This window comes from Rothia sp. HMSC061E04 (assembly GCF_001813685.1).
Taxonomy (GTDB): domain Bacteria; phylum Actinomycetota; class Actinomycetes; order Actinomycetales; family Micrococcaceae; genus Rothia; species Rothia mucilaginosa.
Genome location: NZ_KV813698.1, coordinates 12,709 through 35,831 on the forward strand (window position 1 = coordinate 12,709; position 23,123 = coordinate 35,831).

The 23,123-nt window shown below is 64.6% G+C and carries 13 protein-coding genes; 4 read left to right on the forward strand and 9 right to left on the reverse strand.

Annotated elements, in window-relative coordinates; genetic code table 11:
* Positions 1 to 467: 467 nt before the first annotated feature.
* Both HMPREF2927_RS02930 and HMPREF2927_RS02935 read right to left on the reverse strand, forming a co-directional pair.
* Positions 468 to 5,249, reverse strand: a complete 4,782-nt coding sequence (locus HMPREF2927_RS02930) for an ATP-dependent DNA helicase (protein WP_070685360.1) — start codon at positions 5,247 to 5,249, stop codon at positions 468 to 470.
* 79 nt (positions 5,250 to 5,328) lie between these two features.
* Positions 5,329 to 9,183 (reverse strand): UrvD/REP family ATP-dependent DNA helicase, encoded by a 3,855-nt coding sequence (locus tag HMPREF2927_RS02935; protein ID WP_070685363.1) that lies wholly within the window; start codon positions 9,181 to 9,183, stop codon positions 5,329 to 5,331.
* A gap of 190 nt (positions 9,184 to 9,373) precedes the next feature.
* Between HMPREF2927_RS02935 and HMPREF2927_RS02940 the strand changes: the two genes are divergently transcribed.
* The 4 genes from HMPREF2927_RS02940 (at position 9,374) to HMPREF2927_RS02955 (ending at position 14,376) form a co-directional block, all read left to right on the forward strand.
* Positions 9,374 to 10,069: a 3'-5' exonuclease gene (locus HMPREF2927_RS02940; protein WP_049337874.1), complete on the forward strand. Its 696-nt coding sequence runs from the start codon at positions 9,374 to 9,376 to the stop codon at positions 10,067 to 10,069.
* 166 nt (positions 10,070 to 10,235) lie between these two features.
* Entirely contained in the window at positions 10,236 to 11,603 is a 1,368-nt protein-coding gene (locus HMPREF2927_RS02945; RefSeq protein WP_070685364.1) for a threonine/serine exporter family protein, read from the forward strand.
* Between the two features lie 209 nt (positions 11,604 to 11,812).
* Entirely contained in the window at positions 11,813 to 13,162 is a 1,350-nt protein-coding gene (gene hemL / locus HMPREF2927_RS02950; protein ID WP_070685366.1) for a glutamate-1-semialdehyde 2,1-aminomutase, read from the forward strand.
* A 32-nt stretch (positions 13,163 to 13,194) separates the two neighbouring features.
* Positions 13,195 to 14,376: a sugar dehydrogenase gene (locus tag HMPREF2927_RS02955; protein ID WP_070685368.1), complete on the forward strand. Its 1,182-nt coding sequence runs from the start codon at positions 13,195 to 13,197 to the stop codon at positions 14,374 to 14,376.
* 106 nt (positions 14,377 to 14,482) lie between these two features.
* Here HMPREF2927_RS02955 and hemB read toward each other — a convergent pair whose 3' ends face one another.
* From hemB to hemE, 7 genes are all read right to left on the reverse strand, one after another.
* Positions 14,483 to 15,484, reverse strand: a complete 1,002-nt coding sequence (hemB, locus tag HMPREF2927_RS02960) for a porphobilinogen synthase (protein ID WP_070685370.1) — start codon at positions 15,482 to 15,484, stop codon at positions 14,483 to 14,485.
* Between the two features lie 35 nt (positions 15,485 to 15,519).
* The gene (locus tag HMPREF2927_RS02965; protein WP_070685372.1) at positions 15,520 to 16,401 is read right to left on the reverse strand and encodes a uroporphyrinogen-III synthase; all 882 of its coding nucleotides are present in this window, start codon (positions 16,399 to 16,401) and stop codon (positions 15,520 to 15,522) included.
* Between the two features lie 5 nt (positions 16,402 to 16,406).
* Positions 16,407 to 17,540 carry a hydroxymethylbilane synthase gene (locus HMPREF2927_RS02970; RefSeq protein ID WP_070685374.1) on the reverse strand — a complete coding sequence of 378 codons (1,134 nt, stop codon included), beginning with the start codon at positions 17,538 to 17,540 and terminating at the stop codon, positions 16,407 to 16,409.
* Between the two features lie 175 nt (positions 17,541 to 17,715).
* Complete coding sequence (locus tag HMPREF2927_RS02975) at positions 17,716 to 19,155, reverse strand: ferrochelatase (protein ID WP_070685376.1); 1,440 nt, start codon at positions 19,153 to 19,155, stop codon at positions 17,716 to 17,718.
* Positions 19,152 to 19,973 (reverse strand): hydrogen peroxide-dependent heme synthase, encoded by an 822-nt coding sequence (gene hemQ, locus HMPREF2927_RS02980; RefSeq protein WP_005505272.1) that lies wholly within the window; start codon positions 19,971 to 19,973, stop codon positions 19,152 to 19,154. The genes HMPREF2927_RS02975 and hemQ overlap by 4 nt, the downstream gene beginning before the upstream one ends.
* Positions 19,974 to 20,105: 132 nt before the next feature.
* Positions 20,106 to 21,656 (reverse strand): protoporphyrinogen oxidase, encoded by a 1,551-nt coding sequence (gene hemG, locus HMPREF2927_RS02985; RefSeq protein ID WP_070685378.1) that lies wholly within the window; start codon positions 21,654 to 21,656, stop codon positions 20,106 to 20,108.
* A gap of 138 nt (positions 21,657 to 21,794) precedes the next feature.
* The gene (gene hemE / locus HMPREF2927_RS02990) at positions 21,795 to 22,988 is read right to left on the reverse strand and encodes a uroporphyrinogen decarboxylase (protein ID WP_070685380.1); all 1,194 of its coding nucleotides are present in this window, start codon (positions 22,986 to 22,988) and stop codon (positions 21,795 to 21,797) included.
* Positions 22,989 to 23,123: the final 135 nt, after the last annotated feature.

Below are 23,123 nucleotides of genomic sequence, written 5' to 3' on the forward strand. Positions count from 1 at the left end.
AGCGCACTGACCAGCACTGATATCGTGGCAGCGATAAATTGGGGAGACAGATTGGACGGGACCCTGACCGGTCATGTCAGACCCGAGCCGGATTCATGCACCGCGCAACCAATCACCGATGGCAGAAATCTATAGAGTTACTTTCGAGGTTGTGTTTGAGAGTAAAGACGCACGCAAACCCCACGGGGCGCCAGCGATGCGAGTGAGGTCGCGAGAGCGGCAGTCGTTCGGCGCAATTCTTTCCGGAGCGTGCGAGGGCACGAAGTACCTCTATAGTTCTTCAGCGGCTGAGGACGCCTCATCACCCTAATGCAGTGGAGTGAAGAGGCGTTCTCTGCCATTAACCGCAGAAGTCCACACAGAAAAGCAGCTCACGAGGCGCAATGCCTCCGTGAGCTGCTTTTCCATATTCGGTTACGGCGGGCGCTAATACGCGAGCGCATGCTTCCGCCGCTTAGCCTTGCTGCCTAGCCCTTGCGCGCCTCACGAATCACCTTCGCCAGCTGCGCCTCCGTGGGCAGGCCGCCGCGGATCTGGTGATCCCACACCTCCGCAACGCCCTTGCCGCCCAGATACACGAACACGGTGCTGATACGCTCCGGATCCACGCCCATAATGCGGGAGAACGCGATGCGGTACAGGCCCAGCTGGAAGCGTCGAGACTGCATGGTCGCCATCTTCGGGCGGGAACCGCTCTTCCAATCCACCAGGACCCAGCGTTCGCCGTCCTCGTCCTCGGTGCGGAACACCGCGTCGATACGGCCGCGCAGGCTTACACCCTCGATGTGGGTTTCGACCGGGTATTCGACCGCCCAGATGCGGTCCTTCCACTCATCGCTGCCCCACTCGCTGGTGGCGAAGCGCTCCCAGAGACGCTGAACGGAGGCCTCCAGTTCGCTCTCGGATTCCTCGAAGGCGTCCTCGAAGGTGAACTCGTCCTGTTCCTGCAGGTCTGCAGACTCAGAGGGATCAGCGGGCGCGGCGGAGGTGGAGGCAGCGGAACCAGGCAGGTCAGCCCCCACCGTGTCCTCCGCATCGGGCGCCTCCAGCGGGTCGGCGCTCGGCGCAACACCGAAGTGCTCCTCAATCAGCGCGTGCACCGCCGTACCAATCGTTGCCGCACGCGAGGGACGCTGCGGCACCGGGCGCATCAGCTGATGCACCGTGCCCTGCGGGTCCTCGCGCAGGCGAATGAACGTGGATGCGGACAGGTGCCCCGGCAGCTGATCGCTCAGCACCGGGTCGGTCTGACCCATCATGAGCAGTAGCAGGTCAGCTTCGCGTTCCCAGTCCACCGCCTGCTGGCGCAGGGATTCAGGAATGGCGGACTCGCCGTGCGCCGTGGATACGGCGGGTGCAGTATAGCTTGTGCTCTCCCCCGCCGCCCCAAACTCGGTACCCCCATACGGGGTACCCTCAGACTCGGCGCCCTCGTCACCCGCGCCGACGGCAAGCTCCACCGCCAGGGCGGCACGCTCCACCGCCTCGCGACGGCTCGAGGAGTTAATCGCAATCTCACGCTCTAGATGCTCATGCTGGCCGCGGCGAAGCACCGCCTCCGTACCCCGGTTGAGGGCATCGTCAGAAGCCCAACGCCAAATCACGGGGCGTTCCAGCGGGTCAAAAGGCCACATGGCGGTCAGCACCGCACCCAGGTTCGGGTTCCTGTCTTCGTAGTTCTTCTGGGCGAATTGACCACGCACCTCAATCGGTAGCGCCGCCGCCACCGTGGGTGAGAAACCGGGCTGAGGCGGTTGCGCCTCACGCCATTTCTCCCGCTCGGTGGCTTCGATAATCCATTCGGGAACCGGCAGGTTCAGGCGGGTACAGTTCTCCGCCACGGTGCGTGCTCGTACAGAAGGAGCCGCCTGCTGCCAATCCTGCGCGAGGGCGGGAGCCATGACCTCAACCAGCGCCCAGGCGTAGCGTTGCACCTGCTCGGCGTAGGTCGCCCGGGCGTTCGCGCGCGCCTCCGCCTGCTCGGGGGTGAGCTCGTCAGCGTCTACGGGGTAGAGTTCCAGGTCCTCCAGTAGCGCCGCCTCATCGGGGGCGGGCGGCAGGTTCGAGGGATCCACGACCGTACCGTGTACCAGGGTCACCGGCTCAGCCAGGCGGTACTTCGACTCAGCCAGCTGCTCAGCCCAGCGGCGCACATGGTTCAGGTGCACCTTCTTGCGCTTATCGGCGGGGTTCGGCATCGTGTACGACAGGCCCATGCCCACCAACTGCGGCGCCGCCCAGGGGGTATCCATTGTCTCTTCGAAGCGCGCAGAGGGCGCATCTACCGTGGGGGTGCCCATGTCAAAGAGCGACTTGAAAAGCATCTCCATAAGCTCCTCCCAGAAGGGCTGCACAGGCAGGGGGAGTATAGCGGCGCTCTTCCAGCGGTAGGCGCTCATCGCTAGCAGGTTACGGGCACGGGTCATCGCCACGTACATGAGGCGGCGGTCCTCCATGCCGGCATGCTCGGCGGCATCATCCTTATGCTCGCCTAGGTAGTCTTCAAGCTCCTTCGCCTTCTCGAAGGCGGTAATCTCCTCCGGGGTCTCAAGGATCGAGGGAAGGTACTCGCGGTCGCCACGCAGCGGCCAGGGCAGAGCCGTACTAGCCGACATCTGCCACAGGTTCGGGGTCTGCCCGCCGGTCGCACTACCGCACAGACCCGGCAGAAGCACATGATCCCATTCCAGGCCTTTCGCCGCGTGCATGGTCATCAGTTGCACCGCATTCGGGTCAGGTTCCACAGTGCCCAGCGCCAGGCCCTTCTCCTCGTCATCGGCACGTTCAAGCCACGCGAGGAAGCCCATCACGTAGCTCACGCCGCCCGAAGACAGCAGGAAGCGGCGTGCACCCGGGTCGCTCTCCTCCGCGCTCACGCCGTCAGCGCCGGCGTAAATCATCGCGTTAATACGCGGCGCCGACATGCCATAGGCGGCGGCAACCTCGTGGAAAGCGTCCAGGTTCGCGCGCGAACCCAGCGGGTCGGTACCCGGGCGGACCGCCAGCTCAATATCCAGCAGCATGGTCCGCTCAATCTCGTACAGAAGCGTACCCAAATCCTCGCTCAAACCGGCACGCAGCACGCGCATCTGCTCAGCAAAAGCACGCAGACGCTCCAGCGCCGCCGGGGAGAAACGGCGGCCGCGATACTGCTCACCGTAGAGAGGTTCGCCGTCCGCGCCGTCCTGCGGCAGGTTCTCCACCGCCTCAATCAGGGAGGCGTAACCGGAGGAATCCTCCACCGCGCCCTTGAGGGTTTCGTCCAGACGTTCTTGAGCGGCACGTAGGTGCTCCGCCTGCAGGTTGATGGCAGCTGCGTCGTCGGCGTCTTCAGCCTCGGCGAGCATACGCAACGCCATCTGCTCACGCAGGGCACGCTCACGCTCACGCACCAACGACTGAGCCCAATCACCCAGCGCCAACATATCCGCCGCACCCAGGCGCCAACGCGCACCCGTCAGCAGGCGCGCCAGAGCATCCGAACGGTTCGGATCAGCCAGCACACGCAACGCCGACACCAAATCCACAACCTCCGGCTGGGAGAGCAAACCGCCCAAACCCACCTGCTGCACCGGAATGCCCAGGCGCTCGCACTCCACACGAATCGGGTCCAGCTGACCGTGCACACGCGCCAACACCGCAATCTCAGGCATCTTCAGGCGCGGACGCACCGAACCATCACCGGAACGATGCGCCGCATAGGCGCGCTCGTACTCGCGCACCGCCTGCGCACGCATCGCCGCAATACGTTCGGCAATAGCCACAGCCTCCTCGCGGTCAGAGTCGTGGTACGTCAAATCAACGCGCCCCACCATGCCCGCGGCAGCCTGCTCAAAAGCGGGCGAACCAGGCTCCCCCACCAGGGCGCAGCGCGGGCGCAGGTCAGGAACCTGAGCGGCGGTAATATCGCCGTCGGCGGCACGCACCCACTCGGAAACCTCCTTCAGCTTCTCCGCCACGTGGTTCGCCGCGTTCAGCACCGAAATGTCGTTACGCCACGCAATGGACAGGAACAGCGGCCGCACATGCTCGGTCGGGAAATGACGGTAGAAGCTGAACATCTGACCGTCCGAAGCACCACGGAAACCGTAAATCGACTGCTTCGGGTCACCCACAGCCATCACCGGATGCGCCGGAATACCCGCCGCCTCATCAGCACCGTAAATCGAGGAGAACAAGCTCATCTGCGCGTGCGAAGTGTCCTGGAACTCGTCCAGCAGAACCACCTTGAAACGGGCACGCTCACCCTCACGGATCGCCGGGTCAGCCTCCGCAATGCGGGCGGCAAAACGCATCAGGTCACCGAAATCCAGCACCTGCATGCGCGCTTTCACGCGGGCGTAGCTGATCGCCATACGCGCGTACACTCGGCGGTTACGCAACAGACGCTGAACCTTCTGAATGTCCTTCTCAGTCTTCGTCTCACGGCGAGGCTCGGGCACCGCCGCATACGCCGCCAACTGCTCAGTGCAGAAGTCAATGACCTGTTGCGGCTCCACCAGGTGCTCCGCGCACTCGTCAGAGAGCTGCAGCATCTGGTTAATCATGGTCGCCGCAGACACCGGCACGCCGTCCTTATCGAGGGGAAGCTCCCCCTCCCAGTACTGCACAATCTGCGCGGCAAGCTGCCACTTCTGCGCATCGCCAAGCATCTGCGCGTCCTGCTCCACACCCAGGCGCAGACCGTACTCCTTGACGAGGTTATTCGCGTAGGAGTGGTAGGTGAGCACGGTCGGGTCAGCAACGCCCTCACGCAGCTCCTCATCGGTCGGGGCGACGCGGCGGCTACGGCGCAGCGTGTTCAGACCGGCACGCATACGGCTGCGCAGCTCGGTTGCCGCCTTGCGGGTGAAGGTCACGCCGAGCACCTCTTCAGGGCGCACAAAACCGTTATCGACCAGCCAAATCACGCGGTCAACCATGGTCGCAGTCTTACCCGAACCGGCACCGGCGATGACGAGGGTCGGGGCGGGGCCCGCCTCAATCATGCGGACCTGCTCGGGGGTCGGCTTCTTACCGTCGGCGCCGTTGAGCATCTCGGCAATGTCGAGGGCGCTGCGGTAGTCGGCAGGCTTCAGCGCGGGGTTGTTCGCGACGGCTTCTGCCGAGAAGAGCACGCCGTTGGGCAGCTGCCAGCTATTGTGCTCGCACCACTGGGCGGGGGTGAGCATGCCGGTGCCAGAACCGGGGTGAGCGCCGGGGGTAGTAGCGCCCGGGTTAGTAGCGCCATATGCGCCAGAGTCAGTCATGATTCCTCTTCCTCATGGATCATTCTCATGGGAGGTTCGGGGTGAGTGATATCAAAAGTAAACGTAGGGTACGCGGCTACTAGGGCTGAGTCACCTGGCGGCCGCGCGTACAAATCGGGCAGATCTCCGGCAGGCGGCACCCATAGCCGCCCTCACGGTGACGAGCCTGCACCTGCGAGCCAGCAATCAGCTCCGCGGCGTGCTGCACCAACTCAGCCGCCCACGAATCATGCTCCGTCAGAGCGGGTTGAACCTGCAGACGAGTCTTGCTCTCGTCATTCACACCCGAGGCGCCCAACTGCACGAGCGCCGCGCCTGCGGAATGACCCGTGTAGCCGGTGTATTCCAGTTCCTGGGGGCGGGCATCCGGTAGCGGTTCACCCGTCTCCAGGGCGGCAGCTTCGGCGCGGTAACGCTCCTCCAGTTGCTCACCCGCGCCAGCCTCCACTGCGATCTGGTAGGCGGCAAGCTGCGGATGCGTCTCCATCTCCGAGCCGGTCGGCTTAGACTTACCTGTTTTCAGGTCAACAATGGCGTAGCGGCGGGTGCCGTCCTCCGCCGGGGCGGTACCCTCGAGGCGGTCCACACGACCGGTGAGCAGCGCATCCAGCTCGCCGACCTCACCGGCGGGGTCGAAGGGCACGGGCACACGCACCGCGAAGGAGCCTTCAACACCGAGGTTCTGCCAGCCGGCGTCACCCATGTGCTGACGGTAGTAGTAGCTCAGGCGCAGAATCATGCGCTTGGCGCGCTCGTAGAGGGCGTAGGATTCCCAGGGCACGCGCTCGCGGTACTCTTCGTCGGTTTCGTCCTCCTTGCGGGCGGGCACACCGAGGGAGCTAATGCGCTCGTCGAGGGCGGTTTGGAGCTCTTCGAGGGTGCCGGTCGGGTACTCCTCGGCGATGGCATGCACGAGCGTTCCGAGCGAGCGGGACAGGTCGGTCTGGGCTTCCGCGCGGGCGGCGGAAACCAGCCAGTCCAGCGGGGAGCTGTGGATGGTTTCCAGGCGCGAGGGCGAAAGCGTAATCGTGCGGCGGCCGGGGTTTTCGGCAGGGTTTTCAGCCTGTTCTTCGCCGTCTTCACCGTGGTTTTCGTCCAGCTCAGCGTGGTCTGCCGGGCGGTGCGCAAAGAGCAGCTCCGTGCTAGAAAGCGGCAGCAGACCCCACCACTCGTCGGGTGCGGCGCCGGGTGCCTGCGCATTCGCCAGGCGCGCCAGAGTGCGGGAGGCGGCATCGAGTCGGTACGCGGAAGCCTCCGGGGTGAGCGTATCTTCCTCCGGTGCGTTGTGCATCGGTGCGCCGTTCTGCTGTGTGTCCTCCTGCTGGGCGTCTTCGGCACGCATCGCGTTCATCGATTCCTCAACGAGGGTGCGGCGAAGCTCCGCCACGAGGGAACGCAGGGTCGCGGGGCGGCGCACGCGGGTGATGGGCACGTCCGTGGAGTCGCCGACCGCGTCGGTGGGCAGCACGAAGTCGAAGAACTCGCCGGGTGCCTGATCGTCATTGCGTACGGCGGTGAGCACGAGGCGGGTGCTGGCTCGGGTGGCGGCAACGGCAAACATGCGTAGCTCGTCGTGGCGGGTGTCGCGCACGCGTTCGGGGTAGCTACGGATGCGCGCGGGTGGCACAGGCTGCTCGCTCTCCCCCGCCTGTTGTTCTGCCTGCTGGGCACGCTGGCGGAGGCGCGCATCGCACAGGTCCGTAAGGTCGCCGGTGCTCAGCAGGGAGCCGCGCACGGTGGTGTTGGGCCAGGTTCCTTCCTGCAGACCGCATACATATACGGTGCGCCAGGACTGACCTGCGGCGAGTGCGGGGGTGAGAATCTCGACCGCGTCTTGGCGTACGCCGCGGGCGGCGAGGGTGTCCATGGGCAGGTTCTGCGCGTCGATGAAGTCGAGGAACTGCTCGGCACCGGCGCCGCGCATCTGCTCGTCGAATCGGTCGGCGGCTTCGAAGAGAGCGATCATGGCGTCGAGGTTTCGGTGAGCTGCGTCGGCGTCGGGGCCTGCGCCGTGCGACTGGGCGACCCAGGACTTTTCGAGGCCGCTGGCTTCCCAGAGTGCCCAGAGCACTTCGGTGCTGGTGGATTCGGGGCGGGCGAGTGCTTTACGTCCGGCGGAGAGCACAGCTGCGATGCGGTGCACGGCGCGTCCTACGCCCTCTTCGGGGAGGGTTTCGGGGTGTAGCAGGGCGCCGAGGAGCAGGTCGTCGCTGGGGCGGTGGCCGCCGCTTTGCAGTTCGATGGATCGCAACTGCTGGCGGAGTCGTCGCACGTCCATGCTGGATGCGCCACCGAGCCGGGAGGTGAGCAGGGTGATGGCGCTCTGCGCGCCGCCGAGGGGGTTGGCGCGGCTTTCTTCGGCGATGACGTCGTCGAGGCTTCGGCGCATGAGCTCTTCAGCTTCGGTGGCGCTGAGGGTTTCGTAGCCGCCACGCTCCGCCGCCTCCGCACCTTCTGCACCTTCTGCGGCGGGCATGTGCACGGCGGGGTTGAGTGCCTTCTCGCCGCGCTTGCGGGCGTAGACGAGCAGGCTGAGCGCGTCCAGGAAGGGGCGTACGGCGGGTTCGTCGCGCACCGGCACGAGCGCCGCGGAGGTACGCGAGGGAATACCGTTCGAGGAGAGCACGCGGCGGATGCGTGCCACGTCCGCGCTGCTACGCACGATGATGACGGACTCGCGGTAGGGGTGGTTGCCGTAGATGCGTTCTTCGAGCAGCATTTGGGCGATGAGGTTCGCCTCATCCTGAGAGCTGGAGAGCGCATACTTATACACGCCAGCGGGTGCGGTGCGGTAGTGTGCGGGGTCGAGGATTTTGCCGTCGGCGCCCAGGTGCAGCAGCGGTTCGTCGACGGCACCCCAGGTGAGGGCTTCGTCGGCGGGGGTGGTGTTGATACGTCCGAAGGTTGCGGGCGCACCGTTCTTCGCTCCATCCTGTTCAGCGGTGAGCGGCACGAACCGGGTGTAGCGCGGCAGGCGGCGGCGAATGTCCGCCACGAGCGGCATCATGAGTGCGGGCAGGCGGTACGAGGTGGTGAGCGTGCGGGTGCGCATGCTGGGGAAGCTTGCCTGCAGGGTGGTGACGAGGTCGGGGCGGGCGCCTCGGAAGCCCTGGACCACGGCTTCATCGCTGTAGGTCATGACAACCTGGGGACCTTCAGCGAAGAGGTCGGGGTGGGTTTCGGTCAGGTGCGCGGCGTCTGCGGGGGCGACTTCTGCTGCGATGAGGCGCAGCAGCCGGTAGATGGAGGGGCTGAGTTCCTGCACGTCGTCGATGAGGATTAGGTCGTAGCGGCGGCGTTCTTCGGCGAGGAATTCGGGGGTGCGCAGCAGCAGCCGGCAGGCGTCGTTGATGAGTACTGCCGGGTCGTAGGCGTTTTTGGCGCGGAGGGCTCGCACGGCACGGTATTCGGTGTGCAGTTGGGCGAGGGCGTGCCAGGCGGGTTGGTTGTGTTCGGTGGCGAGGGCGTGTACGTCTTCGGCGGTGAGGTCGTATTCTGCCATGCGGTCGAAGAAGTCGCGGATTTCGTGGCGGAAGCCGCGGGTTGCGAGGGCGTCGCGGAGTACGTCGGGCCAGGCGGGTCCGGGGGCGATGCCTTCGGCGTGGTTGGCGAGTAGTTCGCCGATGATGACGTCTTGTTCGGGACCGGAGAGGAGTTTGAGGTTGCCTTCTACGCCGCTGAGTAGCCCGCGGGTTTGGGCTCGTTTGAGCAGGTCGAAGGCGTATGCGGCCCAGGCGCGGGTGGGCGCTACGGAGAGGCTGCGGTCGCTGGATGCGGCGATGGTGTCTCGCATGCGGGTTGCGGCGGTGCGGGTGGGTGCGAGGATGAGCAGGCGGGCGGGGTCGTTGCCGTCGGCGAGGTAGCGCAGGGCACGTTCGGTGAGGTTGTAGGTTTTACCGCTTCCGGGGATGCCGGTGAGAAGTTGGGTTGTCATGGTTTCAGTCTATCGGGTGGGCGGAGGTTGTACTTTGTCGGTGGTCTTGTGGGCTCGTCAGCTACTTATGTGCCGCCTCGGTGACTTAATATGCCGCTCCCAGGGCTTAATGCTGCTCTGCCGGGGGGGTATCCACAGCCGCGTGACCACCGGGCGCGCGCCTGCACCGCCGCTGGGTTAGTCTTATAGCATGACCTGGATGAACGGCCTGCGCGCCACTTTTGACCTTGAAACCACCGGTGTGGACGTCACCACCGCCCGCATCGTGACTGCTTCCCTGATCCTGCTGGACCCTCAGGGTAATGTGGTGCGCCGTGGCGAGTGGCTGGCTGACCCCGGCGTCGAGATCCCTGCCGGTGCCGCCGCCGTGCACGGTATTACGACCGAGTACGCGCGTGAGCACGGCCGTCCCGCCCGCGAGGTCGTGTGGGAGCTTGCCGGCGCGATTGGTGCGCTGAACCTTGACGGTGTGCCGATTATTGCGTTCAATGCCGCCTACGATTTCTCGGTGCTGCACCACGAGATGCTGCGCCACAATATTGCCAATGGTGAGCTGCCGCCGGGTGTGGTGCTCGACCCGTATGTTCTGCATAAGCACGTGATTCCGCGTAAGCGCGGCAAGCGCACCCTTGAGGTTCTTGCCGCCGAGTACGGTGTCTCCCTGGAGAACGCGCACACCTCCGCTGATGATGCCCTGGCGGCGGAGCGTCTGCTGGTGAAGCTGACCGAGCAGTTCCCGCAAGTTCTCAACGTGGATGCGCGCCAGCTGCACGAGCAGCAGATTCAGTGGGCGGCGGAGCAGGCGGCGAGCTTCCAGGCGTGGTTGCGTACGCAGCCGGGTAAGGAATCTGAGGTCATTGACGGCCGCTGGCCTGTGCGCCGATAAAACTGCGCCGATAAAACTGCGCCGCTAAAAACCTAGGCAGCATCCCCAAACACCTCTCTTTTACTGACGGGCTGACACTATCCCCGTTTGGGCTTCTCCCCTATGCTAGATATGGAACCATACCTACACGAATAGCACGTGAATAGCACGACCCGGAAGGCCTCTCATGGATGATCAGCCCCGCACTACCGAGCCGTACCCTGACACTAATACGCGCAGTATTTATCTGGGGTCTACCCGTCTGGCTCATGAGCACCTGGTGGCGCAGTCGCAGGTGGTGCTCCGCCTGGGCCGCATCCTGATGAAGTCGGGTGCGAGCGCATACCGTATTAAGGCGTCGATGGCGCGTTTGGCGAAGGCTGTGGGGTTGAAGGAGCATCACGCGCAGGTGACCTTCACCGAAATTTCGACTTCTTCGTACACTGACGGTAATTTCCGTACCGAGGTCGCTGAGCAGCGCACGATGGGCATTAACGCTCATAAGCTGGATCAGCTGGGTAAGTTCATTTCTGAGCTTCCTGAAAAGATCACCCCTGCGGAGGCGAATGCTGAGCTTGACCTTATCGATTCGGCGAAGCCTCTGTACACCCGCTGGATGTTGGCGCTGGCGTCGGCTGTGGCGTGTGCCGGGTTCGCGTTCCTGAACCGTGGCGGCCTGGTGGAGTGCTCGGTTGTATTCTTGGCGGCGGGTGCCGGCCAGTATTTGCGTTCGACTCTGCTCAAGCGCGGTGTGAGCCACATGGCGACGTGGATGGCGTGTGGCTTCCTGGCGGCGGGCCTGTACATTGCGATTGTTAATGTGCTGGTCGCGGCGAGTTGGATTAGCCCGAACCATATGATTGGTTTTATTTCGTCGGTGCTGTTCTTGGTGCCGGGCTTCCCCATGGTGACGGGTATGCTCGACATTTCTCGCATGGACTTTTTGGCGGGTATTTCACGCCTGACCTATGTGGGTTTGCTGCTGATTAGTGCGTCGTTTGCGGTGTGGCTTTTGGGCTCGATGTTCCATTTGCCGCTGGCTGCCCCGGCGCCTCTTAACCTGGATCCGACCCTGTATTTGCTTCTGCAGGTGCTTTCTTCGGGTGTTGCGGCGGCTGGTTTCGCGATGCTTTTTGCAGCCTCCCCGGTGGCGTGTCTGTGGGGTGGCGTGATTGCTGCGGTGGCGAATCCCGCCCGTATTCACATGGTTGAGGCTGGTATGCCCGCGCATATGGCGGCGACGATTGCCGTGTTTGGTGTGGGTATTTTGGCTGAGATTGTGGCGCCGCTGCATCACCGTAAGTACACGCGTATTTCCCTGTCGGTTCCGGCGGTGGTGACGATGGTTCCGGGTGTGCTGTTCTACCGTTCGATGTCGCATTTTGCTAGCGGTGATATGTATTCGGCGACGACCGGTTTTGTGCAGTCCATGCTGATTTTCATGGCGTTAGGTATGGGCCTGGCGTTTGTGCGTCTGCTCTTTGATAAGAACTGGCTGTTCGATCAGGACACTCAGGTGCTGAACCGTCTGGATACTGACCGGCATATGCGTTAGCGCGTTGCGCATCCTCTCTGTTCCCTAACTTGTCTGTTGTGTTTTATCGTCACCTTTCGGTACGTTCAGGTGCTTGTCACCTGCGATTCATCTGTAGCGCCTATGATGGTTAGGTACGGGACGCTAGTGGCGTGCGGGCTCCGTTGCCCGTTGCACGTCGTCCCTTGTAATTCTTTAGTTCGCCGTCCCTGTTGAAAGGCACCGATACGATGACTCCTTCCTCTACCCACCCGCTGCACCATGAAGCCAGCGAGAAGCTGTTTGAGCGTTCTCGCGCGGTGATTCCCGGCGGCGTGAATTCCCCGGTGCGCGCCTTCAATTCTGTGGGCGGCACCCCCGCATTTGCCGCGAAGGCTAAGGGCGCGTACCTGTACGATGCGGACGGCAACGAGTACGTTGACCTGGTCTGCTCGTGGGGTCCGTCGATTCTGGGTCACGCGCATCCGCAGGTGGTTGAGGCTGTTCAGCAGGCGGCTGAGCGCGGCCTGTCCTTTGGTGCGGCGAGCGCGCCGGAGGCTGAGCTGGCTGAGCTGGTGGTCAACCGTATTAACGCGGCGATTCCCGGTGCGATTGATCAGGTGCGTATGGTGTCCACCGGTACTGAAGCGACTATGACTGCGATTCGCCTGGCGCGCGGTGTGACCGGTCGCGACAAGATTATTAAGTTCGCGGGCTGCTACCACGGTCACGTGGATGCGCTGCTCTCTGAGGCTGGTTCGGGTGTGGCTACCCTGGCACTGCCGGGTTCTGCTGGCGTGACTGCCGCAACCGCCTCGGAGACCATCGTTCTGCCCTATAACGACCTGGACGCTGTGCGTGAGGCGTTCGCAAACCATGAGGGTCAGATTGCCGCAATTATTACTGAGGCGGCGCCCTGCAACATGGGTGTGGTGACCCCCGAGCCCGGTTTCAACCGTGGCCTGCACGAGATTGCTCACGCGAACGGTGCGCTCGTCATTTTTGATGAGGTGCTGACCGGTTTCCGTGTGTCTTCGGCTGGTTATTGGGGTTACGCGGCTCCCGAGGATGGCGGCTGGGTTCCCGATATTTTCACGTTCGGCAAGGTCATTGGTGGCGGTATGCCCATCGCGGCGCTGGCCGGTAAGCGTGAGGTCATGGAGCACCTGGCGCCGGTCGGTCCGGTCTACCAGGCGGGTACTCTCTCCGGTAACCCGCTGTCGGTTGCGGCGGGCATTACGACCCTGACCCTGGCTGATGCCGCCGTCTACGCGCACCTGGATTCGCGTAGCGCCCAGCTGCAGCAGGCTCTGACCGAGGCGTTCAACGCCGCCGGTGTGGACCACTCCATCCAGAGCGCCGGTAACCTCTTCTCGGTCGCGTTCGGCACCTCTCAGGAGGGCGTGCACAACTACGCCGACATCAAGGCGTCGGCAACCAGCCGCTACAACGCGTTCTTCCACTCCATGCTCGAATCCGGCGTGTACCTGCCGCCGAGCGCATTCGAGGCATGGTTCGTTTCTGCCGCACACGACGATGAGGCGATGGACCGTATCATCTCGGCTCTTCCGGCTGCCGCAGCTGCTGCCGCATCCGCGTAGGAGTTTGAGAGACGTAAGGAGGTGAGCCGCTCATGGATCTGAGCGCTCTGGGACTGCCCATGGAGCAGCTACGCGACGTGTGGCTGATCGCCTTCATGGTGTACCTGGGCTTGTGCCTGCTGGTGGATATCGCCTACCCGGTGCCCATCAAGAAGGAGAAGGCAGCCGAACTGTACCTTGAGGTGTCCGGCTCGCCCGTTGATGAGGCGCGCCGCGCCACCGCGGAACGCACCGCGATGGGTGCGCCGCTGAGCTCCTCCCGCAAGGGTAGCGCCACGAAGAAGGCGAAGAAGAAGCTGGATTCTATTGAGGGCGCCGGCGTGTTTAGCGGCTGGTTCCACACGGTCATGTACCTGTGGGGCTGGATTGTGGCGGTCTCTATCTTCACCCTGTACTGGGATATCGTGTACGACGGCGTTGTACTGCCGGCGCTGATTCTGCCGTTCCTCATGGTGTACCTGGGTGCGCGTATTGGCCGCCGTCAGTGGCGTGCAGTTCGCGGATACAGCAAGGACGACCGTGTGCTGGGCATGCCGCGCATCTACTCGGCGACGCTGGGTAAGCTGAGCGCACCGTTCCGTGTGCGCGGCACGGTGCCGGGTGTAGAGCCGATCCGTGACGACCGCACCGCCTACTGGATCCTCGGCGGTATTGCGTTCCTGCTCGCCTCGGTCTTCCTGGTTTCGTTGGCGGGCTGGAGCATTGACGAGGATTGGGAAGCGATCTATATCGGTCACGCATCCTGGTTCTTGCTGGCGGCGGGCGTTCTGCTGATTATCATATTGCTGATGCGTAGCCGCGATTACGTGCTGTACAACCCGGATTCGTTCCAGGCTGGGCGTCTGCTCCTTCCGGCGAAGTCCCGCCCCTACTCTGAGGTTCGCGCATTCCGTGTGTACCCGAAGAACCCGGACGCTATCAAGCTGAACCCGAAGGACGCGAGCCAGTGGACGCTGGAGATTCTGCTCCCCGGCGGCCGCAAGCACGACTATTCGCTGAATGAGCACCAGATTGATTGTTTGGTGGCGCAGATTGCGTTCAATATTGAGCAGGGACGCTGGGCGCAGCTGGATTCGCCGGCGGACCGCGAAATGTTGGCGAAGTACTTCGTGGACGGCCGCGTAATCTGCACGACCATGGGGTATAAGCCTGCCGGTAAGCATGCGGAGGAGGCGGCACGCCGCGCGTCCTTCCAGAAGGCGCAGTACAAGTAAACCTGCAGCCTATATACCACGAGAAGCCACATGTGTTTCGAGAAGCCACCAAAGACGTGGCTTTTCGAAACACATGTGGCTTCTCGGCATCCAAAGAAGGGAGGGGTTAGGCGTCCAGCTCACGGAGCCAGCCTGCCGCCTCCGTACCGTAATAGGTCAGGATAACGTCCGCACCGGCACGGTGAATCGAACGCAGCGACTCCAGCACCACAGCCTTACGGTCAATCCAGCCGTTCGCCGCAGCCGCCTCAATCATCGCGTACTCACCCGATACCTGATACGCCGCCACCGGCACCGGCGAAAACTCCGCCACCTCACGCACAATATCCAGGTAACTACCGGCAGGCTTCACCATCACCATATCCGCGCCTTCCTCTAGGTCAGCGCGCACCTCCAGAAGTGACTCGCGGCGGTTCGCCGGGTCCTGCTGATAGGTCTTACGGTCACCCGTGAAGCTGGACTCCACCGCGTCACGGAACGGGCCGAAGAACGCAGAAGCGTACTTCGCCGAATACGCCAGAATCGACACATCCTCAAAGCCTGCCTCGTCCAGGGCGGCGCGCATCGCCGCAATCTGGCCGTCCATCATGCCCGAGGGGGACACCGTGTGCGCACCCGCACGCGCCTGCGAAACCGCCATCTTGCAGTACAGCTCCACAGTCTCGTCATTATCCACCACGAGGGTGCCGTGGCCGTCATCGACCAGCACGCCGCAGTGACCGTGGCTCGTAAACTCATCCAGGCAGGTATCAGCCATAACCACCAGGTCATCGCCGAACTCCTCACGGCACACCGCAATCGCACGGTTCAGGATGCCCTGCGGATCCCACGCGGTCGAACCAATCTCGTCCTTATCCTCATCGCGAGGAATGCCGAACAGGTCAATGCAGCGGATGCCCACCTCGTAGGCCTCGCGCACAGCGGGGATGATGCTCTCCAGGGTGTGCTGGTACTGACCGGACATCGAACGAATCGGCTGCGGCTCGTCGATGCCGTCGCGAACAAAGAACACCTGAATCAGCTGCGCGGGGCGCAGGGTGGTCTCAGCGACGAGGGAGCGCATGGCTGCGGTGGTGCGCAGGCGGCGCGGGCGGCGGGTGAGGTTCATGATCTCTCCTGAAAACTCGATAAAAATATGTGGTCTTAGTAGATGAGGGATGCAGCAGCACGCGCCAAATCCTGCGGTAACGGCGAATCGGCCTGCACGTAGCGCAGGTTCAAGGCGCGGCATACGGAGGCGGTACTCGCCCCAATCGCAACCACCGGCGGCACCGATTCGGGCGGTACAGATTCAGGCGATAGCGCGGGGGTGCTGTCCAGCAGGGCGTGCAGGCGGGAGGGGGCGGTCACCACCAGCACATCCGGGGCGGGGGTTTCCGGCGCGGGGGCATCTGCGGCAGTCCCCTGTACGAGCGCGCGGGCGGCGGCAAGGCTCAGCTCGCCGGGTGCCACCTGCTCGGCGGGCACCATGTCGTAGAGCACGCAGCGGCGGCTGTCCCAGCCCAGTTTTTTGAGGCCTTCGCGCAGGGTCGGGCGGGCGTTGGAACCCTCCAGAACCAGCACGGCGGCGGGCTCGGTTGTAGGCTTTTCAAACTCCGCGAGCATGCCCACGGCGCTCTGCACCTGCGGCTGAAAATCCGTGCCCAGCCCCAGCTGGGTGTGCACGGCGCGGGCGGTTGCCGCACCCACGCAGGCGATGCGCACTCCCCCACTCGCGCAGGCGCGGGCAAACTCGTCGCCCCACAGCTCGGCGCAGGCGCGAACCGTGTTGGCGCTTGTGAAGCTCACCCACGCATAGTGACCGGAGGCGAGCGCCTCGAGCGCGGCGGCGTGCTCTGCGCCCGGTTTGACGGTGCGTGCCTGCTGTAGCGGGGCGAAGAGTACCCGGGGCTCCCCCAACCCGTTCTGCGCGCTTTCTTCGGCGAGGGCGCGGGCAAAGGCGGCGCCCTGGGCGGCGGAGCGTGTCAGCAGAACCGTGCGCGGGGATTCAGAGCCATGGTGAGCTTGCGGACTAGCGGCAGACATGACGCCTACTTCAGATCCAATCCGGCCAGGGCGGCGGCACCCATCTGCAGCAGGTCTTCTGCCACGCGCACGCCCAGGCGTTCGGCGCCGGGCACATCCAGCTCGGCGGTTGCCGAGGTGTGGCGCAGCATGTCAGTGCCGTCCGGGGACGCCACCACAACGTTAAGCACCAGGTCGCCTTCAACCACGTGCGCGTACGCGCCGATGGGTGCGGCGCATCCGGCTTCGAGGCGGCGCAGCAGGGCACGTTCGGCGCTGACCGCGAGGCGGGTTTCGTGGTGGTTTGCAGTGAGCAGGGCACGGCCGAGGGCACGCACCGGGCGCGCCACCTCGGGGTCGGCGAGCACGGCGGGGTCCGGGTTCTCGAATTCGCTTTCGCGCACTTCCAGGGCGAGCGCACCCTGGCCGGGGGCGGGCAGCATGCGGGTGGGGTCAAGGTACTCGGTGATGAGTTCTTCCTTGCCCAGGCGCTTAAGGCCGGAGACGGCGAGCACCACGGCATCGCAGTCGCCGCTGCGTTCGGTGCCTACACCGTGGTCGACGCGCTCGGAAGTTTCGGTGTTCTGGCGGAGTACGACCTGCTTGCCGGCGTGCTCTTCCAGGCCCTTCACGCGGCCGATGCGGGTGCCCACGTTACCGCGAATGTCCACGATTTCAAGGTCGGGGCGCAGTGCACGCAGCTGGGCGGCGCGGCGGGGTGAGCCGGTGCCCACGCGGGAGCCTTCGGGCAGGGTGTCTACGGTTAGACCGTCACGTGCCACGAGGGCGTCGCGGGGGTCTTCACGCTTGAGGGTTGCAGCGACCACCAGGCCGGGGCAGGGTGCGGAGGGCAGGTCCTTGAGGGAGTGTACTGCCATGTCCACGCGGTTTTCTTCGGAGGCGTTCTCACCGTCGAGCAGACGCTGGCGCAGTGCCGCCGCGAATACGCCGGTGCCGCCGAGGGTTGCCAGGGGCCCGGTGAGCACGTCGCCTTCGGTTTTGACGGTGCGCAGGGTGAAGTCAACGACCTCGGCATCTGCGGCGCCGTGGTGTGCCTGGTGTTCGGTGTAGAGGGAGGTGACGGTTTCAGCGGCAATACGGCTTTGGGTCAGGGCGAGAGCAGACCCGCGGGTGCCCAAGATGTACTCGTGATGGCTCATATCTCTCCTTTTCGGTGATGTGTGTGATAGCCCGTAGGTGCGTGTGTCTGTGCGTTGAGCTGTGCCTGCAACTCTGTGCGCCACAGCTGTGTGTGGGCTTGTAGGCAGTGCGGCTCCGACCCGCCCGCACACCCCGGTCAGGGGGTGTTGGGGCGAGCCGGAGCTACAGATAGTGTTAGTGGGAGCAACATCCGCCGGAGCCGCATCCACCGGAGCGGCTGGCGGGAGCTTCCTCAGACTCGGCGGTATCAGCACCGGCTGCGTACTCGGCGATGACCGGCTTCGGCGCGCCACGGCCGGGCTTGCAGCAGGCGGGTTCGCACTCGTCGAACCAGCCGTACTGACCGCTCGCGCTCGGGGCGAGGACGCTCTCACGTTCGGGGCGCAGGTCGGCTAAAACGCCGTTCTCCACGCGCTCCTCAATGAGGCGGCGCAGCGACTCCACGTACGCCGGATGCGTGCCGGGGGTGGGGGTGCGCACGGCAACCACGCCCAGGCGTTCGCAGGTGTCCAGCGCCTCGGTGTCCAGATCCCACTTGACTTCCATATGGTCGGAGACGAAGCCGAGGGGCACCAGCACGACGCCTTCCACGGGGGCTTCGCCGTCCTCCGCCGGGTTGGCGGGGGTGGACAGCGCCTCCAGGGCGTCGTTGACGTCCGGTTCCAGCCACGGCATGGACGGCGGGCCGGAACGGGACTGGTACACCAGCTCCCATTCGACGTTCTGCAGAAGCTGCGGGGCTTCATCGCGAACCAGCGAAAGCACGGCGCGAGCGACCTGCAGGTGCTTCTCCACGTAGGCGGAGCCGCCCTCGTAGTTCACGCCGCGCGGACCTGCCTCATTCGCCGCGGAGGTCGGCACCGAGTGGGTGCAGAACATGATGCGCAGGCGCGGGTTCAGCGAACCGCTATCGCGTGCGGCGAGCTGCTCACGCACCGTGGCGAGGCCGTCCTTCAGCCCGTCAGCAAAAGCGCGGGAAAAGCCGGGCACGTCAAAGAACTGACGGATCTTGCCCACGTGCACGCGACCTTCCAGGCCGAGCTGCTCAATCGCCATGCCGTAGTCCTCACGGTACTGGCGGCAGCTCGAGTAGCCGGGGTAGGCGCTGGTCGCCAGCACGAGCACATTACGGTGCCCGTTCTCGTAGGCTTCGGCGAGCACGTCCTTCACGTAGGGCTTCCAGTTGCGGTTCGCCCAGGTGATCGGGATGCGCGGGCCGCGTTCCGCGAGCGCCTGCTGCAGCGCGGCGAGCAGGGCACGGTTCTGCTCGTTAATGGGCGAGACGCCGCCGTTGGCGCGGTAGTGGGTGGCGACCTCTTCGAGGCGCTCATCCGGGATACCGCGGCCAGCGGTCACGTTGCGCAGGAACGGGATGACGTCCTCCTGCCCCTCGGGGCCACCGAAGGAGGACAGGATCACCAGGTCGTAGGGGCGTGCCTCTTCGGCACGTTCACGGGTGATGCTGCGTTCGCTTCGGTAGTCGCCGAGGGTCTGTTCGTTGAGCACGGCGGGGCCGTTGGAGGCGGTGTTCGCCGGGTCGGTGCGGTTGGGTACCACATCGTCAGGCAGGAGCGTGCCGTTGAGGGTTACGCCGTTGTTCGGCTGATGGCTCACGCCAGAACCTCTGCTACTTCATCTGCGCCAATGCGGCGGCCGGTGTAGAAGGGCGTTTCCTCACGTACGTGCAGGCGTGCTTCGGTGTTGCGGAAGTGGCGCATCATGTCGACGAGGTCAACGAGCTGGGGTGCTTCGAGGGCGAGGACCCACTCGTAGTCGTTCATGCCGAAGGTTGCGACGGTGTTTGCCAGAATCTGCGGGAAGTCGATTGCCTTCATGCCGTGGTTCTTGAGCATTTCTGCGCGGCGTTCGGGATTCATGTAGTACCAGTCGTAGGAGCGTACGAAGGGGTAGACGCAGACCCATGCTTCGGGTGCCTTGCCGCGTGCGTAGGCGGGTGCGTGGTTGCGGGTGAATTCTGCTTCGCGGTGTACGCCCATGGTGGACCAGACGATAGTGGTGCCTGCGAAGAGTGCGGTGCGGCGGATCTTGCGGACTGCTGCCTGCAGCTTTTCGGGGGTTGCGCCGTGGGTCCAGATCATGACGTCTGCGTTGTCGCGCATTGCGGAGACGTCGTAGATGCCGCGCAGGGTCACGCCGTCTGCTGCGAGCTGTTCTGCGACCTTCTCGAACTCTGCGCGTGCCTCGTCGGTGTTGGACTCTGCGGGGCGTGCGCCGGAGCGTGCGAACACGGTGTAGAGGGCGTAGTGCAGGGTTTCGCCTTCTTCGCGGCCGCGGCGGTTCTCGTCAGCTGCGGAGTGCTGGACAGCGTAGCCCTTGGGTGCGCCGCCGTAGCCGTGGCCTGCGTGGGTGTAGCCGCCCTGACCTGCGCCGTGTGCGCCGCCGTGGCCGTGTGCTGCGTGATCGTGAGACATTGTGTGTTCCTTTCTTCAGCGAGGGTTCGCTGTGCTGGAGGCGCGGCTTCCGTAGCTGCGCGTTTTCTCAATTTTTTTGGTCTAGTTGCTGGCTGAGCTGAGTTATTGGCTAAGCTTCTGCCGCCGCGCCGTCTACTTGGCGGTTGCGGCTTTCGGGGAGGTGACGCCTTCCCAGTCCTGTGCTGCGTGGTAGATGAGGCGGTCCATCTGCTCGTAGGTGTCTTTGACGGTTACGACCAGGCCGGAGCCTGCCGCCCAGGAGCCGACGGTGCTGAGGGTTCCGAGTTCGCTGGCGCGTTCGCGGAATTCCTTAACTCGGTCGCGGTGGCCGGGGGTGGAGGCGGGCAGTACGCCGCGCCAGCGTACGACGTCCGCGTCGACGAGGTTGCTGCGGGTGAGGGCTACATCCATCATGCGGGTGGCGTCGCGCAGGGCGAGGGTGATGAGCTGTTCATCGGCGAGTGCCACTTCTGAGAAGCGGGCGTCTTCGCCGCCGCGGCCGTAGGAGAGGCGCACAACGTGGCGTCCGGGGCCTGCGGCCTCGGCGACCCACTGCCATTTGGCGGTGGCGTGAGTGAGTGCCTTGGCGCGTACGGCGGTGGCTTCTTCGGAGACGAGCAGGCCGGTGCCGCGGGGGTGCTTGTCCAGGGCGGGGGCATCAACGACGAGGGTGACGAGAGCGACTTCGGGGCCGGGTTCCAGGGCGGGTAGTGCGGTGGAGACGTGCGGGCCGATGAGTCGTGCCACGGTCGGGCCGTCGGTGGCGAGCACCAGGTAGTCGGCGTAGAGGGGGGTGTTTTCGCCGTCGGTGGTGTGGCGCTGGATGATGAACCACTGGCCGGTGGATTCATCGCGGTCAACGGCGATGACGTCGAATCCGGTGACGATACGAACACCGGAGGCGTACAGGTCTTCGACGAGACGTTCGGACAGCTGGTTCATGCCGCCCACGATACCGGCGACCTGTGAGCCTGCGGGGGCTGCCGAACGGAAAGCGTGCGCTGCGGCGGAGAGGGAGCGGTGCTTGCGGAAGGCTTCGCGCAGACCGGGGATGGTCGCATCGACGTCGAGCTTGTCGGGGTGGGTGGAGTACACGCCGGAGACGACGGGTGCGACGAGGCTGTCGAGCACTTTCTGACCCATGCGGATGCGCACGAGCTCACCGAGGGTCTTCGCGTTTTCGCCTGCGGAGACGGGCAGGAACTTGTCCACCTGGGCGCGGCGCAGACCGTTCTTACCGATGACGGGGATCAGTGACTTATCGTTCACATTGCCGGGGATGCCCATGATGCCGGTGCTGGGGGTGCGACGGGCGCCCTGCGGCAGGTACAGCCAGGAGCCGTAGGAGTTGGGGCTGACGATCTGGTCGCCCAGGCCGAGTTCCTTGACGAGGTCGCTGACAATGGGGCTGCGGGTTGCGAAGGATTCTGCGCCGGAGTCCAGCAGAAGGCCGCCAACTTCGTGGGCACCAACGGCACCGCCGAGGTGGTGGCGCTGTTCCAGCAGGGTGACGCGCATACCGGCTGCGGCGAGGCGGCGTGCGGAGATCAGGCCGGAGGGGCCGCCGCCGATGACGATGGCGGTGGGTGCCTTCTCGTTGCGGGTGAAAGCTCGTGCGTTCTGGGGCGCGGCGGAGGAACTGACCTGTGCGGTGCGGTGCGGTGCCTGGTTGGTGTGGCCCATGGTGGTTCTCCTTTGGTCTGCCTGCAGTGGAGTTGCCCATTGCGGTAACGGGTGTGGTGGTTGGTTCGGGGTGCAGATGTTCGGTGCAGATGCCGGAGGGTATCCGGCATCTGCGCCGTCTATTTATCGTTATTTATCCTATGCCTGCGCGGTGCGTTCGTGGATATATGCCACGAGGTCGGTGAGCACCTGCGGGTCGGTGGTCGGGGGTACGCCGTGACCGAGGTTAACCACGTGCGAGGGGGCGGCGTTACCTTCTGCGAGGACCTCGTCTACGTGTGCGTAGAGGTTTTCGCTGCCTGCGGCGAGCAGTGCCGGGTCGATATTGCCCTGCAGGGGTACAGCGCCGTTGAGCAGGGTGTTCGCTGCGGACAGCGGCAGTCGGTAGTCCACGCCGATGACGTCTGCGCCGGCTTCGTGCATGGCGGGCAGCAGCGCGGTGGTGCCGGTGCCGAAGTGGATGCGCGGCACACCGTATTCGCGCACCATATCGAGGGCGGTTGCGGAGTGCGCCTGCACGTAGCGGCGGTAGTCGCTTTCGCTGAGGGATCCTGCCCAGGAGTCGAAGAGCTGCACTGAGGATGCGCCCGCCTCGATCTGTGCGCGCAGGAACTGGCCTGCGGTGCGGGCTGCCCAGGCGGCGAGTTCATGCCAGGCGTCGGGGTCGGCGTGCATCATGGTGCGCGGGCGCAGGTGGTCGCGGGAGGGGCCGCCTTCGACCATGTAGGCGGCGACGGTGAAGGGAGCTCCGGCGAAGCCGATGAGCGGGGTGTCGCCGAGCATTTCTACGGTGGCGGCGACGGCTTCGCGGATGGGGTCGAGGTCGCTGTCTTTGAGTTCGGGCAGGGCGCGCACCTCGTCGAGGGTGCGTACGGGCTGGTCGAGTACGGGGCCCTTACCGGGCACGATGTCGACGTTGACGCCCGCGAGCTTCATGGGGATGACGATGTCGGAGAAGAAGATACCGGCGTCGACCTTGTGGCGTCGGACGGGCTGCACGGTAATTTCTGCGGCAAGGTCGGGGGTGAGGCATGCGTCCAGCATAGGGATGCCTTCGCGTACCTGGCGGTATTCGGGCAGGGAGCGGCCTGCCTGGCGCATGAACCAGACGGGTCGGTGGCTGGAGGGGCGGCCGGTGAGGGCGCGGAGCATGGGCGAGTCGGCGGTGGTGCCTGCGCGCAGGGGGTGGTTTGCGGGTAGGTGTGCGAGCTGTTCGTCGGTGAGCAGGGGTCGCTGGGCGTCGGTGGGGTGTGCGGGCAGGGCGGGTGCCTGTGAGGCAGCCGATGCGGGGCCATTTTCCGACGCGGGGGTAGTGTGCTGGTTTTCGCTCATAGTGTCTAGTGTGACAGGTTTATATGGGCGTTTTTGCGACACTATGTCATGGTGACTCTTACCTAATGATGGCTTTCTTAGCAGTGAGGGAAACCTTAGTTCATGCCTACTCTTCGTGTCCGCTCCCCCACCGTG

Coding starts and splice junctions, on each gene's coding strand:
- hemQ (WP_005505272.1), bottom strand. CDS start 19,973: ATGTCTCACGATCACGCAGCACACGGCCACGGCGGCGCACACGGCGCA.
- HMPREF2927_RS02930 (WP_070685360.1), bottom strand. CDS start 5,249: ATGACTGACTCTGGCGCATATGGCGCTACTAACCCGGGCGCTACTACC.
- hemL (WP_070685366.1), top strand. CDS start 11,813: ATGACTCCTTCCTCTACCCACCCGCTGCACCATGAAGCCAGCGAGAAG.
- HMPREF2927_RS02935 (WP_070685363.1), bottom strand. CDS start 9,183: ATGACAACCCAACTTCTCACCGGCATCCCCGGAAGCGGTAAAACCTAC.
- hemE (WP_070685380.1), bottom strand. CDS start 22,988: ATGAGCGAAAACCAGCACACTACCCCCGCGTCGGAAAATGGCCCCGCA.
- HMPREF2927_RS02965 (WP_070685372.1), bottom strand. CDS start 16,401: ATGTCTGCCGCTAGTCCGCAAGCTCACCATGGCTCTGAATCCCCGCGC.
- HMPREF2927_RS02955 (WP_070685368.1), top strand. CDS start 13,195: ATGGATCTGAGCGCTCTGGGACTGCCCATGGAGCAGCTACGCGACGTG.
- hemB (WP_070685370.1), bottom strand. CDS start 15,484: ATGAACCTCACCCGCCGCCCGCGCCGCCTGCGCACCACCGCAGCCATG.
- hemG (WP_070685378.1), bottom strand. CDS start 21,656: ATGGGCCACACCAACCAGGCACCGCACCGCACCGCACAGGTCAGTTCC.
- HMPREF2927_RS02945 (WP_070685364.1), top strand. CDS start 10,236: ATGGATGATCAGCCCCGCACTACCGAGCCGTACCCTGACACTAATACG.
- HMPREF2927_RS02970 (WP_070685374.1), bottom strand. CDS start 17,540: ATGAGCCATCACGAGTACATCTTGGGCACCCGCGGGTCTGCTCTCGCC.
- HMPREF2927_RS02940 (WP_049337874.1), top strand. CDS start 9,374: ATGACCTGGATGAACGGCCTGCGCGCCACTTTTGACCTTGAAACCACC.